Origin of the sequence: Nonomuraea terrae, from assembly GCF_004348995.1 — a bacterium.
GTDB lineage: Bacteria > Actinomycetota > Actinomycetes > Streptosporangiales > Streptosporangiaceae > Nonomuraea > Nonomuraea terrae.
Map to the genome: position 1 here is coordinate 1 of NZ_SMKQ01000192.1, position 17,613 is coordinate 17,613.

The 17,613-nt window shown below is 73.2% G+C and carries 13 protein-coding genes; 6 read left to right on the top strand and 7 right to left on the bottom strand.

Features of this window, described 5'->3' with window-relative positions; all coding sequences use genetic code 11:
* Positions 1-290: 290 nt before the first annotated feature.
* A complete protein-coding gene (locus tag E1286_RS50825; RefSeq protein ID WP_425464787.1) occupies positions 291-1,499 on the top strand; it encodes a hypothetical protein in 1,209 nt (402 codons plus the stop codon).
* A gap of 57 nt (positions 1,500-1,556) precedes the next feature.
* On the top strand, positions 1,557-4,883 hold the full coding sequence (locus E1286_RS37535) for a coiled-coil domain-containing protein (protein ID WP_132620430.1): 3,327 nt from the start codon (positions 1,557-1,559) through the stop codon (positions 4,881-4,883).
* 1 nt (position 4,884) lies between these two features.
* Here the strand turns inward: E1286_RS37535 and E1286_RS37540 are convergent, their stop codons facing one another.
* Positions 4,885-5,757, bottom strand: coding sequence for a helix-turn-helix domain-containing protein (locus E1286_RS37540; protein WP_223190803.1), 873 nt, complete (start codon positions 5,755-5,757; stop codon positions 4,885-4,887).
* 319 nt (positions 5,758-6,076) lie between these two features.
* A complete protein-coding gene (locus tag E1286_RS37545; protein WP_132620432.1) occupies positions 6,077-6,685 on the bottom strand; it encodes a short chain dehydrogenase in 609 nt (202 codons plus the stop codon).
* 291 nt (positions 6,686-6,976) lie between these two features.
* Here E1286_RS37545 and E1286_RS37550 point away from each other — a divergent pair, with 291 nt between their 5' ends.
* Positions 6,977-7,888: a PAS domain-containing protein gene (locus tag E1286_RS37550; protein ID WP_246075507.1), complete on the top strand. Its 912-nt coding sequence runs from the start codon at positions 6,977-6,979 to the stop codon at positions 7,886-7,888.
* Here the strand turns inward: E1286_RS37550 and E1286_RS37555 are convergent.
* Positions 7,881-9,101, bottom strand: a complete 1,221-nt coding sequence (locus E1286_RS37555) for a citrate/2-methylcitrate synthase (RefSeq protein WP_132620434.1) — start codon at positions 9,099-9,101, stop codon at positions 7,881-7,883. The two genes, E1286_RS37550 and E1286_RS37555, sit on opposite strands and share 8 nt — an antisense overlap.
* A 69-nt stretch (positions 9,102-9,170) precedes the next feature.
* On the opposite strand from E1286_RS37555, the gene E1286_RS37560 reads away from it, so the two are divergent.
* Positions 9,171-10,382, top strand: coding sequence for a LeuA family protein (locus E1286_RS37560; RefSeq protein WP_132620436.1), 1,212 nt, complete (start codon positions 9,171-9,173; stop codon positions 10,380-10,382).
* Positions 10,383-10,395: 13 nt separating this feature from the next.
* Here the strand turns inward: E1286_RS37560 and E1286_RS37565 are convergent, their stop codons facing one another.
* From E1286_RS37565 to E1286_RS37575, 3 genes are all read right to left on the bottom strand, one after another.
* Positions 10,396-11,682, bottom strand: coding sequence for an MFS transporter (locus E1286_RS37565; protein ID WP_132620438.1), 1,287 nt, complete (start codon positions 11,680-11,682; stop codon positions 10,396-10,398).
* A 109-nt stretch (positions 11,683-11,791) separates the two neighbouring features.
* Positions 11,792-14,818, bottom strand: coding sequence for a GH92 family glycosyl hydrolase (locus E1286_RS37570; protein WP_246075508.1), 3,027 nt, complete (start codon positions 14,816-14,818; stop codon positions 11,792-11,794).
* 85 nt (positions 14,819-14,903) lie between these two features.
* Positions 14,904-15,794, bottom strand: coding sequence for a diacylglycerol/lipid kinase family protein (locus tag E1286_RS37575; protein WP_132620440.1), 891 nt, complete (start codon positions 15,792-15,794; stop codon positions 14,904-14,906).
* A gap of 72 nt (positions 15,795-15,866) precedes the next feature.
* Between E1286_RS37575 and E1286_RS37580 the strand changes: the two genes are divergently transcribed.
* Both E1286_RS37580 and E1286_RS37585 read left to right on the top strand, forming a co-directional pair.
* Positions 15,867-16,067: a hypothetical protein gene (locus E1286_RS37580; RefSeq protein WP_187368277.1), complete on the top strand. Its 201-nt coding sequence runs from the start codon at positions 15,867-15,869 to the stop codon at positions 16,065-16,067.
* A 37-nt stretch (positions 16,068-16,104) separates the two neighbouring features.
* Positions 16,105-16,737 carry a phosphatase PAP2 family protein gene (locus E1286_RS37585; protein WP_132620442.1) on the top strand — a complete coding sequence of 211 codons (633 nt, stop codon included), beginning with the start codon at positions 16,105-16,107 and terminating at the stop codon, positions 16,735-16,737.
* Here E1286_RS37585 and E1286_RS37590 read toward each other — a convergent pair.
* On the bottom strand, positions 16,701-17,613 hold a 913-nt coding region (locus E1286_RS37590), incomplete at its 5' end, for an NAD-dependent epimerase/dehydratase family protein (RefSeq protein ID WP_246075509.1). The genes E1286_RS37585 and E1286_RS37590 overlap by 37 nt on opposite strands.

A 17,613-nucleotide genomic window follows, 5' to 3' on the forward strand; every position in this document is an offset into this window, starting at 1 on the left:
GCCCGAACCACCACCCGGGCTCGGCCGACGCTCCGCCCGCCGCCCACCCGGACGCGGGGATCAGCGCCGCAACCGCCACCCGGAAGCGCCGCACGAACGACGGCGGAGACGACACCGCACCCACCGACCGGCCGCAGGCGCCGGACGGCGCGACCGCCGACCTCACCGACCGGAAACCCCGCACGGATGACGGCGGAGACTCACCGGTGGGCGGCGCGGCGGCCGCCGCGACTGACCAGAGGCGCCGCGAACCGAGGCGGCGGGTGGACGGTGGTGGGGCGGTCGCGCATGTGTGGGCGCGGGCCGAGGGGCCGCTCCGGTTGGCCGCGGGGGTGGCGGCGCCCGCCGGGATGGCGCGGTTGACGCGGCCCGACTCCACCGGGCAGGCGCTGCCGGTGTGGCCCGACGGGGTGACGCCGTCACTCCTCGACGAGCACCAGGTGGCGCCCGTCCCCGTGGAGCGGTCCGGGGAGACGCGGCGGGTGCTGGCCGCGGTGCTCAAGTGCTGCTGGAACGACCTGTCGGCCGACCCGTGGCCGGGCGATCCGGCTCCGGTCGAGCTGGTGCTCGACACCTACCGCGCGCTGATCGGCCGCACCGACGACCTGATGCGCAACTGGGCGATCGGCGCGCTGCGCCGCCTGCACGACTCGGCGTGGGTCGTGCTCGACGACGGCGTGGTCTCGCTCGGCCCGCGCTGCGCCCTGTGGCCGGCCGAGTCCCACGCGCAGCTGCGCGAGCTGGTACGCCGCCTGCTCGAACCCGAGCGTCCTGAGCTCACTGTGGTGGCCGACGCCGACATCGTCGCCGCCGCCCGCCCCGCCGAGCCCGGGCACGACCCCGCGGCGGAAGGCGGCGGCCGGGTGGAGACGGCCGCGGCCGAGTTCGACGACCTGCTGGCCGGCTACGACGAGCGGCGCCGGGCCGAGCTGGTCGCGGCGTTCATGGTGGTCGAGCACGCCGCCGAGCCGGTGCAGGAGGTGCGCTTGGCCGCCCTGCGCGACCCGGCGCTGCGCCACACGCTGGGCGAGATGCTGGCCCGGCGCGGCCGTACGCTCATCCAGCACCGCGACCGTTGGATCTCCGGCTACGACGACGCCGTCGCCGCCCAGGCGCTCGCGGCGGGCGGCACCCGGCTGGGGGTCAGCGAGCGGGCGGTGCTGACGCTCGTGCTGGTGCACTCCGTGGCGATCCCGCGGGCAGAGGGGCTGCTGCCCGAGGATTCGTGGATGTCGCCGCACCCGACGCCGGTCGAGGAGCTGCGCCGCCACACCCAGCTCCCGATCGGTGAGCTGGAGGCGGCGTTGCGCACGCTGCGCCACGCCGGGCTGCTCGGACAGGTGAAGGCGGGCGAGGAGGCGGGCGGCTACGTGCCGGGGCCGCAGTTCCACCGGCTCACCCCGGCGGCCCGGAGGCGCCTGCAGGAGGAGCTGATCCTGGCCGCGGGGCCGAGCACACCGCTGGCGGCGGCCGTGCTCGCCCGCAGATCCGCCAGATGACCGCCCGCGACTCGCGGGGCGGGCCAACACAACGAAGGAAGGGTTACGGGGGGCAAGGTGTCGCAGGTGGAGAACGTCGTCGGAGACCGGGTGCTGATCGCCGTGCAGGCGGTCAACATCTCGCGGCTGTCGACGCATCCGGTGCCCACGGTCCCCGGAACGCTGATCGTGGTGGCGGGCGCGGGGCCGAAGGACTCCAACGGCGCGGGCAAGTCGTCGTTCATCGCGTCGATCACGGCGCTGCTCGGCGACGAGCAGTGGCGCTTCGCCTCGGGCGCCAAGGCGGTTTCGGAGCTGCTGTTCAACGCCGAGCTGGCCAGCGGGGCGGGCAGCCGCCAGTGGGCGAGCGCCGACCACGGCTACATCGTGGGCGTCTTCGCCCCGCCCGGCATGGAGGGTTTTCCCGCGCGGGAGCCGCACGGCGTGGCCTCCGGTCCCGCGTCCGCCGTGACGCCCGGTTCGGCGTCCGCTTCGGGGTCCGGTTCTGCGGAGGGTGACGCGTCCGGTTCCCCATCCTCCTTCGCCTCCGGTGAGGCGGCGGAGGGCGGTGGGGTGCTGCTCAGTGAGACGGTGCCCGGCGAGGCGGGCGGGGAGCTGTTCGAGGTGCCCGACACCTCCGGCGGCGCCCTCACCGTGTGGCTGCGGGTCAACCAGGAGGCGCCGCACCTGGAGATCCGCTGGCGCGATGGCGTGCACCTGGCGTCCTCGCCGTCCGAGGCCGAGCGGGTGGCGCGGGCCGACGAGATCTGGGCGTCGCTCCCCCGGTCGGCCGGCAAGCGCGACGTGGTGGCCCGCGACCTGACCAAAGTCCTCTACGGCGACCGCGTCAGGTGCGTGTCGTTCCTGTCGACGTCCGTACGCAGCAAGGTCGCCACCAACCTGCTGTCCCAGCCGCTCAACGAGATCTCCCCCGAACGCGTCTTCGAGGCCATCGCCGCGCTCACCGGCCTCGACGCCGAGCTGGAGCAGGAGCGCGAGGCCCGCCGCGACGAGCACGCCAGGCGGGTGCGCGCGGCGCAGGCGGGTGACCGGCTGGCGGAGTTCGAGGCGGAGTCGAAGGCGCTGCTGACCACGTTCGACCGGCGCGACCAGGCCCGGGTTCGCCTGGCCGAGGCGCTGCGCTGCTGGCGCGGCAGGCAGGCCCGCAAGCTGGCCGACGCCGCCGCCAAGGACGAGTCGCTGGCGGCCGACCTGGAGCGGCACCGCGCCGCCGGTGAGTCGGCGGCCGAGGCGGTCGCCCTGGTCCGCGCCGAGATCGCCACCCTGCGCGAGGACACCCTCGACCGGCAGGTGGCCGAGGCCCGCAAGGAGCTGGCGGCGTCGCAGGCGCGGGCGGCCAAGCTCGACGCCGACCGCGCGGTGACGGAGAACTCCGCCGACGAGCTGCGCGGCCTGATCCCGGCGCTGGAGGAGACCCGCCGCTTCGCCGACGGGCGCGACGTGCCGACGGCCGAACGGGAGCTGGCGGACGTCCGCGTCCGGCTCAACGAGGCGCTGAAGGCGCTCGGGGTGGCCGACCGGGAGGTGTCGTCGGCGCAGGCCGCCCTCGACGACGCCGAGGGCGGCCCGGCCGCGGCCCAGCTCAACGCGCTGGCGGCGGCGGGCATCGGCGCGACGGGCCTGCTCGACGCCCTCGACGTGGCCGAACAGGCCCGCGACGCCGCCCACACCCCCTCAGCCCCGTCGTCCGGCCAGGCCGGCGGCTCGAACGGCGGGACCGAGCAGGGCTCCGGCGTTGGTCCCGGTCAGGCCGGCGAAGCGGGCGCTGGGGCCGGGCAGGGCTCCAGGGGCGTTCCCGGGCAGGCGTTGGGTGAGGCGCTCAAGGCGCGCTATGGCAAGGCGGCGCAGTCCGCCGGGCTCGCGTTCGGCGAGTTGCGCGGGTGGCCCAACGAGCACGCCGTGATCGTCGACGCCTCTCAGCTCGACGCCGCCGTCGAGGCGCTGGCGGGGCTGCCCGGGTCGGTGCTGGTCAGCGCTGCCGGGGTGAGCGTCGTGGGGGCGTTCGACGGGGTGGCGACCGGGCGCGAGGCCCGCATCAAGGCGGCCGAGCAACGGCTCCACCGGGCCCGCGACGTCCAGGAGACGGCGGCACAGGCCGTACGCGACGGAGAGGAGGCCGTCGCCGTGGCGCAGCGGCGGCTCGAAGGGGCGAGGGCGGGCGTGCGGCTGGCCGAGCTGGAGGCCAGGCTGGGCGAGCGGCGCGCCAGGCTGGCCGAGCTCAACACGGCCGTCGCGGAGCTGGCCCCCAAGGTCGCCGAGGTCGAGCGGCTGGCGTCCGCGCTCGACTTCCGGGCGCGTACCCGTGACATGGAGATCGAGCGGCTGGAGGGCCGCAGGCAGCGGCACGAGTCCGAGCGGGCGCAGGCCCGCGAGCTGGAGACGAAGGTCACCGCCGAACGCGAGGCGCTCAAGCTCGACGCGCTGGCCGCCGACTGGGGCGGCACGGTCGAGACGGCCCGCGAGTGGCTCGCGGCCCTGCCCGAGGACGAGCGCTCAAGGGCGGCCGACGAATGGTGGCGGATCGCCGAGCGCCACCTCGACCAGGCGGTGCGTGACACGTTCCCCGAGGAGGAGGCGGAGCTGCCCGAGGAGCTGCGGTTCCTGCTGAGCGAGCGGGAGGGCAGCACGGCGCGCGAGCAGGCGACGTTCGCGGCGGTGTGCGGGTCGCTGGCGTCCTATCTGCGGGGCCAGGAGGAGTACGAACGCCACCAGCGCCGTCAGATCGAGGCGCAGATCGTGTCCCGCCAGCGTGACCTGGCGGCGGCGGCCAGGGGCGCGGAGGAGGCGGCGCAGTCGACGGCCGTGCACCGGGCGGCGCTGACGGCGGCGATCAAGGCCCGGCTGACGCGGGTGGCCGAGGAGTTCGACAAACTCGACACCTCCTACGGCGGCTACGGCGCGACCTTGGAGTTCCCGGTGCCGCCCGCGCCCGCCGATCCCGAGCAGCGCTGGCAGTGGCGGGTGACGCCGAAGTGGCGGCGCGGCGAGGGGCAGGGGTACGTGCCGTACAACCGGCGGGCCAACACGGCGCTGATGGACGAGAAGGCCGTCAAGCTGGTGTGCGCGGCGGCCATCGCGTCTTCCGGCGGCGGCCACCTGTGCCTGGTGCTCGACGAGCTGGGCCGCAACCTGGGCAAGGAGCACCGCAGGGAAGCGGTGGCGCTGTTCCGGCGGATCGGCGAGACGTACGGGATCACCGTGATCGGGGCGCTGCAGGACGACATGGAGCCGTACGCGATCGACGCCTGCGGCCAGTACGTCAAGCTGCGCCGGTCGTCGGACGCGATGCCGTACAACGAGCCACCGGTGATCGTCGGCCACGACCAGCACGCCGACCGGGTACGTGCGCTGGCCGCCTACGTCGATCGCACGGCGGCGGTGTGAGTCAGCCCGGCCGCCCGTTGACGAGGCCGGCCAGCAGGCTCAGGCCGGCGGCGGAGGATGAGCCGGGCTCGGCGTAGAAGACCGCCAGGCGTTGCCGGTCGTCGCCGGGCAGGCTCAGGGTCTCGTTGTGCAGGGTGAGCCGGCCCACGAGGGGGTGGTCCAGGTCGCGTACGTGGTGGGCGCAGGTGTGTACGGGGTGGGCCGACCACAGGGCGGCGAAGTCGCGGCTTTTCATGGCGAGTTCGCCGACGAGCTCGGCGAGCTCCCGGTCGTCCGGGTGCCGGGCCGCTGCCTGCCGCAGGTCGGCCACCGTGTCGCGGGCCTTGTCGCGCCAGCGGGCGTACAGCTCGCGGGTGTGCTCGTCGAGGAAGAGCAGGCGGGCGACGTTGGGCCGGCGGCCGGGCCGGTCGGGGGCGTCGGCGTCGAGGTGGCCGGCGAGCAGCGCGTGCCCCATGCGGTTCCAGGCGAGCACGTCGGCGGCGCGGCCCATGATCAGCGCGGGGGTGTCGGCGAAGGAGTCGAGCATCAGCCGCAGCGCGGGACGCACCCGTTCCGGACGGGCGCGCCTGCGAGCCGCCGGGGCCGCGGGGCGGGCCAGCGCGTACAGGTGTGCCCGCTCGTCGGCGTCCAGCCGCAGCACGCGGGCGATGGCGTCCAGGACCGAGTCGGACGCGTTGGGGCTGTTGCCCTGCTCCAGCCGCGTGTAGTAGCCGGCGCTGACCCCGGCGAGCTGGGCGAGCTCCTCCCGGCGCAGCCCCGGCACACGGCGACGACCGCCGTAGTCGGCCAGCCCCACATCGGCGGGCCGCAACCGAGCCCGGCGACTGCGCAGGAAATCCCCCAGTTCGGGCCGCACGTCCATGCCGTCCAGCATGCCGCACCCACCCCACCCCCGACCTGCCACTGCCAGGTACAGGCACCCGCCCGGCGCACGAGCGCCAGGCGCACCGTGTATCGGTGTACGGAGGCAGCCGTGCGAAACCTGGACACGCGGAGACTTGGCGCACGTAGACGGACCCGCCCTACGCCGGCATGCGGGCGCTCGGGCGGCCCGGCGGACCGGCCGCCGAGTCCGGCCACGTTCCGGAGGCCGAAGCACACCGAACCCGCGGGCATGAGGTCAAGCGCGGGGAGACCAGACGCGCGGAGCTGGGCGGGTTGGTGACATTGCGTGATGGTTGGCGCGTCCGTCGTCATCGATGGGGTGTCGTCGGCTTCCCGGGGATCAGGGTGCGGCCATGGGGGGCGCCTTCGATCGCCTCCATGTAGAGGCGAGCTACGTCGGCCACCGGAGTGCCGGGGGTCGGATCCATGCCGAGGGTCAGCAGGGTCTCGCGGATCCAGCCGGGGCTGACGACGTTCAGGCGGATGCCGGGCGGCGTCTCTACGGCGGCGGCGCGTACGAACGCCTCCAGGCCCGCGTTGACGAGATGGCCGAGCGCGCTGCCGGGTACGGGCTCGGCGAACCGTCCGCTGGTCAGCGTGACGGACGCCGGGGCGGTCAGGTGGGCGAGGGCCCGCCGTACGAGGTTCACCTGGCCGACGAGCTTGCCCCGCAGCCCGTCCCAGAAGGCCGCGTCCGAGGACCCGGCGAGCGGCGCCAGCGCACCGCTCGCGGCGCAGCACACCACCGCGTCGACCGGGCCCACCTCCGCGAAGAGGCGGTCGATGGAATCGACGTCCGTCATGTCCACGCGTACGTCCCCGCGGCGGGAGGCCCGTACCACCTCATGGCGCGCCTCCAGGGCGGCCGCCACCGCGCCGCCGACAGTCCCCGTCGCACCGATTACCAGCACCTTCACGTCGTCTTCCGTCTCCTCCGAGGTGTGCTGTCCGCTGCCCACGTTGCGGCATCGGGAAGGGCGGGACCAGCACACGGCCGGAGGTACACCCCACAGGTGCGGGGAATCCGTAAGGAGCTGCCGGCCGCATGACTGAGTGCCCTTCCGCAAGAGGTCGAAAGTCCCGAAACGCCGGGACTCACGACCATCCACCGCGGATGGCGGCGCCCGCGAGAATGCCACCCACAGTGACGATCACCTTTGGGTGGGCGCCGTGCCGACGGTGTTCGGCACGGCTGAGAAGGGAGAGCCGTGAAGAGCAGCCCGGAGGCGCCGGGAGGCGATGCCCGCGAGCTGAGGATGGGAGACCAGGAGCTCTTCTTCTCCACCACCGACCGGCGCGGGGTGATCCGGGAGGGAAACTCGGTCTTCGTCCGGATCTCCGGGTTCGAGCTGGAGGAGCTGGTCGGGGCGCCGCACAACACGGTGCGTCATCCGGACATGCCGGGCGGGCTGTTCCGGCTGGTCTGGGACGGGCTGCAGGCGGGGCGCCCGATGGGCGCCTACATGCGGAACCGCACCAAGGACGGCCGCTTCTACTGGGTGTTCGCGACCATGAGCCCGCTGCGCGACGGCTACGTCTCGGTGCGGATGGCCCCGCGCGGGCCGCTGTTCGAGCTCGCCAAGCGGGTGTACGCGCAGGCGGCGCACGCCGAGCGAACGGCGATCCAGACGAACGCGATGAACCGCCGCGACGCCGCCCTGCTCGGGAAGGCCCACATCGAGGACGCGCTGCGCCAGGGCGGCTTCTCCTCCTACGAGGAGTTCATGCTCCACGCGCTGCCCGAGGCGCTGACCGCCGTGCCGTCGCTCTGCGACGCCGCCGAGGCAGGCATCGTGGAGATGTCCGCTCAGGTGCAGCAGGTGAACGCGGCCCTGGACGACGGCGCCGAGCTGGTGGCGGAGGCGGGCGCGCGGCTGGAGAAGTTCCGTCTCTTCCTCGGCCAGTGGCGCAACCTCGTCCTGCGCCACCAGGCCGGTCACGTCCTCAGCGACCGGGTGCGCCCCATCGACGAGGAGCTCTTCACCGGCTGGGAGTCGGTCGAGCTCCTGCGCCGCGTCGGCCGCCGGTGCGAGTCGGCCGTCGTCCCCTTCGAGCCCGCCGCGTTGCGCACCCACCTGAACCGGATCAGAGTCGCGCTGAGCGGCCCGGCGCTCAGCTGACGGGCGGGCCGGTGTAGGAGGCGCGCAGACGCAGGAGGGTGCCGCGGTCGTACTCCTCCATGGCGTGGGCCAGCCACCCCGCCGTCCTGGCCACCGCGAAGACGGCCTCGCCCGCGCCCGGCACCATCCCGCTCACCGCGACGAGGGCGGCGAGGGCGAAGTCGATGTTGCGGTCGGGCAGGCGGCGCCGGCGCATCTCGGCCAGCAGGGCGTCGGCGGCGGCGATCCGCTCGTGGCCCGGCGCCGCCTCCTTGATCAGGTCGAGCAGGAGCGCGCCGCGGGCGTCGCCGTTCTTGTAGACGCTGTGGCCGAAGCCGGGGATGCGCTCGCCGCGGCGGACCCGCTCCGCGACGGCGCGGGCGGCCTGGCCGGGCAGGACGACCTCGCCCAGCAGGCGTTCGGCGGCGTACGACGCCCCGCCGTGCAGCGGGCCGCCGAGCACGCCGAGCCCGGTCAGGACGACGGCGTACGGGTCGGCCTTGGCGGAGGCGGCGACCCGGGCGGCCAGGGTGGAGGCGGCGAGCTCGTGGTCGGCGAGCAGGACGAGCGCGCCCCGCAGGGCCGCGAGCAGCCCGGGTGTGGCCGGGCGCGGGCACAGGCGTGACCACAGGCGTGCGGCGATCGACTCGTCCTGGGGCTCGCCGAGCGGCGGCAGCGCGTCGACCAGGCCCGCGATCAGGCGTCGCCCGGTGGCGGCGACGGAGGCGGGGTCGAGCTGGTGGCGCAAGGTGTCGGACGCACCGAGCACCGTGGTGACGACCTGGAGCCGATCGAGCGGCAGGAGGTCGTCCGGCAGCCCGCGCTGCGCGGCCACGGCGGCCCGCAACGCCTCCGGCTCACACCTCCATCCCTCGGGCCGCTCCCCTGCCGCACCCGTCACTGCCCCGGTGGGCGGCGGGCGGCGGGCGGTCCAGAGCCAGTCGGCGACCGGTTCGAAGGGACTCATGCGGGCCAGCTCCAGCGCGTCGATCCCCCGGTAGTACGGACGGTCGACGCCGAGCGCCGTGACGGAGGACTCGATGACCAGCTCCGGCGGCCGGTTGCGCGGCCGGCCGCGGCGGGCGAGGCGTTCGACCTCCTCGGCGGAGAACAGGCTGCGCCGCCCGTCGTCGCCGTGCCGCCGTCGCAGCACGCCCCGGCTCACGTACGCGTAGAGCGTCGCGGGCTTGACGCCGAGCCGCTCGGACGCCGTGGCCGCGTCGATCCACTCCACCCCGGGCCCCTCCATAGTTGACGAAAATCAATATTGATCCATGTTGAGCCGGCATGTCAACGTGAGCACATGCCACGCGTACATTTCCTTGATGTCACCAACCGGGACGGCGTGCAGACCGCGCGCACCGGCCTGTCCAAGTTCGGCAAGACCATGGTCAACTTCTATCTGGCCAAGCTGGGGGTGGCGCAGTCCGAGATCGGTTTCCCGTTCCTGTTCCACGAGGTTCCCTACGTCAAGGCGCAGGTGGCGCTGGCCGAGGCGGGGGCGTTCGGCGAGCTGCGGCTGTCCGGCTGGTGCCGGGGCGTGCCGCAGGACGTGGACAAGGCCGCGCCGCTCGGCCTGAAGCACTACAACCTGTCGATCTCGACGTCCGACTACATGATCCAGAACAAGTTCCGCGGCCGGCTGGACAGGGCGGCGATCATCAGGGAGATGACGGCCGCCGTCCGCGCCGCCAAGGACGCGGGCGCGCTGACCGTGGGCGTGAACGCCGAGGACGGCTCGCGTACCGACGACGGGTTCCTGCTGGAGTTCGCGCTGGCGGCGAAGGAGGCGGGCGCCGGCCGCGTCCGTTACTGCGACACGATCGGCGGCGACACGCCCGACCGCATCCGCGAGCGCTTCGCCAAACTGGCCGCCGGCACCGCGATGCCGGTCGAGACGCACTGCCACAACGACCTCGGCATGGCCGTGGCCAACTCGGTGTCGGGCGCGCTCGGCGACCTCGACGCGGGCCAGGACGCCTGGATCAACACCTGCGTCAACGGCATCGGCGAGCGCTCCGGCAACGCCGACCTGCTCTCCACGATCCTGGCGTTCCGCCACGGGTTCGGCCTCGACGCCGAGATCGGCGACGCGCTGGACCTGTCGTGGGCGCGCAGGTTCGCGCTGTGGGCGAGTTACGCGCTGGGTCAGCCGCTGCCGTACAACCAGGTCGGGACCGGCCGCAACGCGTTCGCGCACGAGTCGGGCATCCACGCCGACGGCGCGCTGAAGGACCACGGCAACTACGAGCTGTACGACGAGGCGACGCTGGGCCCGTTCCCCGAGGACTGGCACGCCCGGAACGGGCGGGTGGTGCTGACCGGCGAGTACGGCGGCAAGGCCGGGTTCCGCCACGTCATGGACGGCCTCGGCGTCGAGGTGGAGGACGAGGACCTGGCGTTCCGGCTGGTCCAGCTCTGCAACGCGATGACGGGCAGGCCGCTCACGGACGACGAGCTGTGCCTGATCGCGGGCTACCCGCGCGAGTTGTCGCTGATGTTCCCCGGCTACTGATTCACCTACTGATTCACAAAGTCCTGTCGCCTGTTTCCGGCAGGGCGAGCAGGCAGAGCAGGCTCAGCACGGCCATGGCGGAGACGTACCCGCCGATCGCCATCACCCCCAGGCCGCTCGCCTGCATGCTGGTCGCCACCAGCGGCGGCACCGCGCCGCCCAGCACACCGCCGAGGCTGTAGGCGACGGACGCGCCGCTGTAGCGGTACTCGGTGTCGAACAGCTCCGGCAGGTACGCCCCCATCGGCCCGAAGACCAGCCCCATCAGGCCGAGCGCCCCGGCCAGCGCCACCCCGACGAGGAACACCGACCTGGTCTCCATCAGCGGGAACATCACCAGCCCCCACGCGATGGCGACCACCGTGCCGGTGATCAGGGTGCGGCGGCGGCCCAGCCGGTCGGACACCATGGACGAGGCCACCGTGCCCGCCGCCATGAACAGCACGCCCACCATGGTCAGGGCGAGCATCGTCGTCCTGGAGATCTCCAGGGTTTCGGTGCCGTACGCCAGGCAGTAGGTGGTGGCGGTGTAGAAGAGCGTGTACGCGATCGTCATGGCGCCGGCGCCGAGGAGCACGCGCCGCCACTGGTGGCGCATGAGCCCGGCGAACGGCACGCGGGCGATCCGGCGCTGGTCCATGGCCTGCTGGAAGACGGGCGTCTCGGAGATCTTCAGCCGTACGTACAGGCCGACGACCACCAGCAGCAGGCTCGCCACGAACGGCAGCCGCCAGCCCCAGCTGTCGAACTGCGCGTCGCTGAGCGTCTCGCCCAGGATGAGGAACAGGCCGTTGGCCGCGATGAACCCGACCGACGGCCCGAGCTGCGGGAACATCGCGTACAGGCCGCGCTTGCCGGGCGGCGCGTGCTCGGTGGCGAGCAGCGCCGCGCCGCCCCACTCGCCGCCCAGCCCGATGCCCTGCGTGAAGCGCAGCAGCACGAGCAGCACAGGCGCGGCCACGCCGATCGCCGCGTAGCCGGGCAGCAGCCCGATCAGCACCGTGGACAGCCCCATGACCAGCAGCGACACGACCAGCATGGACTTGCGGCCGATCCGGTCACCCCAGTGGCCGAACACCGCCGAGCCGAGCGGCCGCGACACGAACGCCACGGCGAACGTCGAGAACGCCGCCAGGCTGCCCGCCACCGGGTCCATGCCGGGGAAGAACGCGGTGTTGAGCACCAGCGCGGCGGCGGTGCCGTAGATGTAGAAGTCGTAGAACTCGATCGCGGTGCCGACGAGGCTGGCGACCGCGATCCTGGAGCGGCTCGGGGCTTGGATCTGGGGGGATGTCGTCATACGTTGTCTCACTATGCGGACGGGCGTCTTGTGAAGCGATACGAAGACGCTATATCACACATCCCTGAGGCCGCACGGCGGCCGCCCGCCCCCAGGGCGGGCGGCCCTCTCAGCCGTTCATGGCGGTCAGCGCGAACACCTTGAGGTTCGGCATCGCCGGAGTGGTGAACGACACCGCCTCACGGGCCGGGTCGACGGGCAGGGTGACGTGCCAGATGCGGACGGCGCGGCCGTCGGCGCTCCCGTTGACGTTGTAACGGGTGTCGGCCGTGACCGCGGCCTGTTCGCCGAAGCGCGGCGACGGGCTCGCCCAGTCCGTCACCTTCAGCGGCGCCGTCGAGGTCGTCCCGTCGGCGTAGGCGATGGTGACGTCGGTCTGCTGGTCGCCGTTCACGGCGGTGACGAGCAGCTCCAGGGTGCCGTAGCGGCCCGGCGTCAGGTACGTCCGCTGACCACGCAGGCTCATGAAGTTGCCCGTCCTGCCGGTGGTCGCCGGGACCGCGTAGTCGTGCCCGGCCACGGTGCGCGGGCCGGGAGCGGGCAGCTGCTCGGCCGGGAAGCTCCAGCCCTTGCCGTCCAGGTTGCCCTCGGACTTCGCCTCGGCGCCGGCCACGCCGTCGATGTCGTACTGCAGCTCCTGGGCGCAGGACGACCCGGATCGCACGCACGGCCCCGGCAGGTTCGGCACCGGGGCGGCGGCCGTGGGCACGCGGTCGACGGGGAGGTCGGCGACGGCCGTGCCCCAGCTCTGGTCAGGGGTGGCGCCGAGGTCGACCTTGACCTCGCCGCCCCGGTTGACCAGGGACTCCGGCAGCCACGACCGGCTGCTGGGCTTCCCGTTCACCTGCACGCCGTGGACGTACACGGCGTCGGGGCCGGCCTCGGGCGCGATCACCGTGATGCTCGGGCCGTCGCCGCGCTTGATCCACGCCTTCGGGAACATCGGGCTGGACAGCAGCATCTCCGCGCGGCTCGGCGTCTGCGGGTACATGCCGAGCGCCGCGAACACGTACCACGCGGACATCGTGCCGAGGTCGTCGTTGCCCGGCAGGCCGCTCGGACCCGTCTTGTACACCAGCGACGCCATCGCGCGCACGGTCTCCTGGGTCTTCCACGGCTGTCCGAGCGCGTTGTACAGCCACGGGGTGTGGATGCCCGGCTCGTTGGTGGGGTCGTAGCGGAACGCGTCCCCGCCCGTCGCCCACGAACCGTCCGAGCGGTGGAAGAACGCGTCCAGCCGCTCGGCCGCCCGTTCCCTGCCGCCCATGGCCGCGGCGAGCCCGGACACGTCGTGCTGCACCATCCACGTGTAGGTCGCGCTGCTGCCCTGCGCGAACCCCGTGTCGGAGGTCGGCGAGAACGGCCACTGCCAGGTCCCGTCGGACCTGCGCGCCTGCTGGTAGCCGCCCTCGGCGCCGGCCGACGGGTTGAAGGTGTCACGCCACCAGCTCGCCCGCGGCAGCATCGTGGCGCGGACGTCGGCCCGGCCGAGCCGCCCGGCCCAGTCGGCGAGCGCGAAGTCGGCCGTCGCGTCCTCCAGGGTCTCGGCCGCGCCGCCCCAGCAGTGGCAGGTGTCCTGCGGCGCGTAGCCGAGCCGCAGGTACTCGGCCAGGTTCGGCCGCTGCCCCTCGCACTGCCCCGGGCAGCCCTTGTCGGACAGTCCCGACGGATGCGGCACGGTCGCCTGCCGCACCAGCGAGTCGAAGGCGCCGGGCACGTCGAAGTTCCGGACCCCCAGGGCGTAGAGGCCGGCCAGCGTCGGGGCGGACGGGTCGCCGGTCATCACGTGGGTGGGGCCGTTGACGTGGACCCAGCGGTCCCACACGCCGCCGTTCTGCCGGGCGAGGTTGTACAGGGACTGGGCGAAGTCGCCGGCGATCTTCGGTTCGAGCAGGGCGAGCAGCTGCGTGTGCGCGCGGTACTGATCCCAGCCGGAGAAGTTGCCGTACTGCGCGGCCTGCCCCTTCGCCAGCCGGTGCGCCTTGCCGTCAGCGCCGAGGTAGGTGCCGTCGACGTCGCTGGTGATGTTGGGCTGCAGGAACGAGTGGTACAGCGCGGTGTAGAAGGTGGTGAGCCGGTCAGGGGTGCCGCCCGCCACCTCGATCGAGCGGAGCTGCTCGTTCCACTGTCTGGTCGCGTCGGCGGCCACCGACGCGACGTCGTCCCGCTCCCGCACCTCGCGGGCGAGGTTCCGCTTCGCCGCCTCCAGGCTGGTGTACGAGATGCCGACCTTCATCCGCACGTCGGCGTCGGAGGTGGTGTCGAAGGTGACGTAGCCGCCCGATCCGCGGCCCGCGCGGTCCGCGCCCGTCGCGTACCCTTCGCCGCCGCTCGCCGTGGTGCCGCCGGGGTTCAGATCGCCGTCGACCCAGGTCCCCGTTCCCGAGAAGGCCCGGTCGAACGACGCGACGAAGTGCAGCCGGTAGTAGCTCTTGCGGTTGTTCTCGCCGCCGTTCGCGCGGCGGCCGCAGAACGCGCCGGTCAGCACCGAGCCCGTCACCGTACGGGAGTCCGGGTCGATCGTGATCTGCGCGTCCTCGCTGCCGTTCAGCGAGTTGGACACGCGGAAGAGCAGGCTGGCGGCGGAGCCCTTCGGGAAGGAGAACTCGCCGACGCCCGCCCGGGTGGTGACCGCGAGGTCGGCCTTGGTGCCGGAGTCGAGGGTGACGGTGTACCGGCCGGGCCGGGCGGACTCGTTGTCGTGGCTGAAGGTGCCGGCGTAGATCGCGTCGGTGGTGTCGGCCGTCGGCGACGACGTGACCGCCCCGGCGTACGGCATGATCGGGACGTCGCCGGCGGCTCCCGGGTGGCAACCCGCGCCGTTGACGTGCGTCAGCGCGAACCCACGGGTCCGGGGCGTGTTGTAGGCGTATCCGTTGGCGCCGGCGGCGTTCGTCTGGTCACCCGCCGTGGTGGTCGGGCTCCACGAGATCATGCCGAACGGCCGGACGGCGCCGGGGTAGGTGTTGCCGCCGCCCGCGGTGCCGATCAGCGGATCGACGTGGCTGACAGGATCGGACACTTTGTGCGGAGTGAGGTCGCCGACGGCGGTGGCCGACGCGGGCACCGCGATGACCAGCGAGCCGGCGATCGCGCCGGCCGCCGCCATGGCGAGATACGAACGAAGGGATAGCACAGCGAGATGACATCTGCCCGCCACGACCGAGACGTGAATGCCCACGGACGATCAGGCGACGGACGACCGACATCATCGCGTCGGGCTACGTCTCGCCGGCCGGCGGAAGGCAGACGGTGAGCGCTCCCGGGACCGCCTTGGCCTTGAGGCGGGTGGTCGCCCCGCGGTCTCCCCCGTCGAGCTCGTACGTCAGCGGCGACGCGAACCGGGCGGAGACCTTCCTGGCCCGGGTGACCCGGACGAACGGCGAACCGTCCGAACGTCCCGAGGCCATCCTGCCGAGCACCCGCGCCCACTGGACCGGCCCCTTGGCGGTGGAGACCCCGACCTCCAGCCAGCCGTCGTCCGGTCTGGCGTCGTCGAAGGCCTCGATGCCACCCGTGATCGTGCCGACGTTGCCCAGCAGCAGGCAGCTCGCCCGTCCCTCGAACCAGCTCGTCCCGTCGATCTTGATCTTCATCGGCACCCGCGGCCCGCCGACGTGCCGCACAGCCGCCCTGACGTAGCCCAGCCTGCCGAGCCGCTTCTTGGCCTGCCCGTCGACGTCGGCGATCATCTCGGCTTCGAACCCGGCGCCCGCCATGACGGCGAAGTGCTCGCCGTTCAGCAGTCCCAGGTCCAGCTGCTCGCGCCGCCCGTGGAAGCCGATCCGTACCGCCTCCTCCAGGTCGGCGGGGACGCCGAGGTTGGTGGCGAACAGGTTCGCGGTGCCGGCCGGGAGGATGGCCATCGGCACGCCCGAGCCCGCCATCGCGTCGGCGCACCTTTGCACCATGCCGTCGCCGCCCCAGACGAACACCAGCTCGGCGCCCTGGTCGAGGGCCTCGCGGACCTTCTTGCGCGTCTTCTTGCTCTTGGTGACCTCGTACCAGAGGAGGTCGCCGGCGCCCTGTTCGGCGATGAGCACGCGCAGTGCGTCCAGACCTGCGCCGAGGACCTTCTTGCGGTGCGCGACGACCGCCACGGTGGGGGACATGCGTTCCCGACTACCCCGGCTGATCGATCTCAGGCGGGCATCGGCGGCTCCCGCCGGGGCAGCGATGGAGGAATGCGCAACGAGGAAGGCCACCCCGGGCGCGTGCACCGGGTGAGCGACGTGGCCGGCGGGATGGTGCTGGGCGCGGCCGTGATCGCGGCCACGGCGGCGGCGTTCGACACGTGGCGGCGCGAGCTGGGACGCAGGCCCGCCGCGCCGCTGTCCGAAGGAGTGCAACCCGAGTCGCTGGAGGCGATCCGTGTCCGGAACTGAGCGTGTGAAGTACCACGCGTTGACGATCTTATGTCCGATGCTGCTGATGGCCGCGCTGACGTACGGCGCCGGCACACTGGTCTTCGCCCACCTGACCGGTGAGGCGGCCGTGAGCCGGGCCATGGCCGCCGGCCGCACGTCGCTGGGGAACGAGCTCACCGACTTCGGCAGCAGCCTGTCGGACACCCCCTACATCGTGGCGCTCACCGCGGTGACCGCGATCGTCCTCAGGCTCGTCCTCCGGCGGTGGCGCGAGCCGATCTTCCTGATCGCGGCGGTCTGGAGCCAGTCGCTGGTGTTCCTGGCCACCACCAACCTCGTCGGACGGCACCGGCCGCCGGTCCCACACCTCGACGAGGCGCCGCCCACCTCCAGCTTCCCGTCGGGACACGTCAGCGCCGCCGTCGCGTTCTACTGCGGGGTCGCGCTCGTCCTGACCACGCACGTCCGCAACCGCGCGCTCCAGGTGATGATCTGGACGCTCTCGGCCGCCGCCCCGCTGGCCGTCGGCTTCTCCCGCGTGTACCGCGGCATGCATTTCGTCACCGACGTCCTGTGGGGGCTGCTGCTCGGGATCGGCTGCGTCGTGATGGCGGCCCGGGCGATCCTCTACGCACGGCGCGTGCGAGGCGCTCAGCGCTCGCGGGCGCGGCCGTTGTCGTCGAGGTAGTCGCGCCACGAACGCTTCGGCTGCCAGCCCAGCAGCCGGTGCGCCTTGGCGCAGGAGATGCCCGAGGCGTCGGGACGGGCCGGCGGACGCAGCTCGATCCTGTCCCCGTAGTAGCGCCGCAGCACCTCGGCGAAGTCGTGCCCGCCCGCGTTGTCCGGCGAGGCGATGTAGAACACCTCGTGCCCGGGCAGGCTCGACTCGGTGGCCAGCACGATCGCGTCCGCCAGGTCGTACACGTCGATGTAGCTCCACAACCCCGCCCCGCTCTCGGCGGCGTCGCGGACCTGCGGGCCCAGGTTGCGCTCGTAGTTGCCCTCCCACTGCACCCAGCTCGGCCGCAGCGAGACGCACCTGATGCCGGACCGCCGCACCGCCGCGTCCATGAGCTGCTCACCGAAGTGCTTGGCCAGCGCGTACGGGTCCTGCGGCCGGATCGGGTGCTCCTCGTCCACCGGCGCGTAGTCGGGCAGGAACGGCCGCTCAGGGAAGAAGAACCCGGGGACGGTCTCACTGGAGATGTTCACGAACCGCGACACCCCGAGGCGTACCGCCGCCTCGATCATGTTGAACGTCGCCATCAGGTTGTTCTGGAACACCACGTGCGGCGGGTTGGAGGTGGGGTCGGGGATCGCCGCAGCGTGCACCACGGCCTCCGCCCCGACGGTCACGGCGTACGCCTGGCCCGCGTCGGTCAGATCCGCCTGCTGGTAGCGCGGGGCGCCCGGCTCCGGGCGCTCGAACACGGGACGCGTCACGTCCACCGCCGTCACCTCGTGCCCCGCCTCGGCCAGCGCCTTGACGGCCGCCCTGCCGACCTTGCCATGTGCTCCGGTCACCACCACGCGCATGAGCCGCTCCTCACCGGGACGTACGTGC

What these genes read in the sequence shown, in the direction of transcription:
- E1286_RS37540 (WP_223190803.1), bottom strand. Translation starts at nt 5,757, where the DNA reads ATGCTGGACGGCATGGACGTGCGGCCCGAACTGGGGGATTTCCTGCGC.
- E1286_RS37560 (WP_132620436.1), top strand. Translation starts at nt 9,171, where the DNA reads ATGCCACGCGTACATTTCCTTGATGTCACCAACCGGGACGGCGTGCAG.
- E1286_RS37565 (WP_132620438.1), bottom strand. Translation starts at nt 11,682, where the DNA reads ATGACGACATCCCCCCAGATCCAAGCCCCGAGCCGCTCCAGGATCGCG.
- E1286_RS37575 (WP_132620440.1), bottom strand. Translation starts at nt 15,794, where the DNA reads ATGTCCCCCACCGTGGCGGTCGTCGCGCACCGCAAGAAGGTCCTCGGC.
- E1286_RS37580 (WP_187368277.1), top strand. Translation starts at nt 15,867, where the DNA reads ATGCGCAACGAGGAAGGCCACCCCGGGCGCGTGCACCGGGTGAGCGAC.
- E1286_RS37585 (WP_132620442.1), top strand. Translation starts at nt 16,105, where the DNA reads ATGCTGCTGATGGCCGCGCTGACGTACGGCGCCGGCACACTGGTCTTC.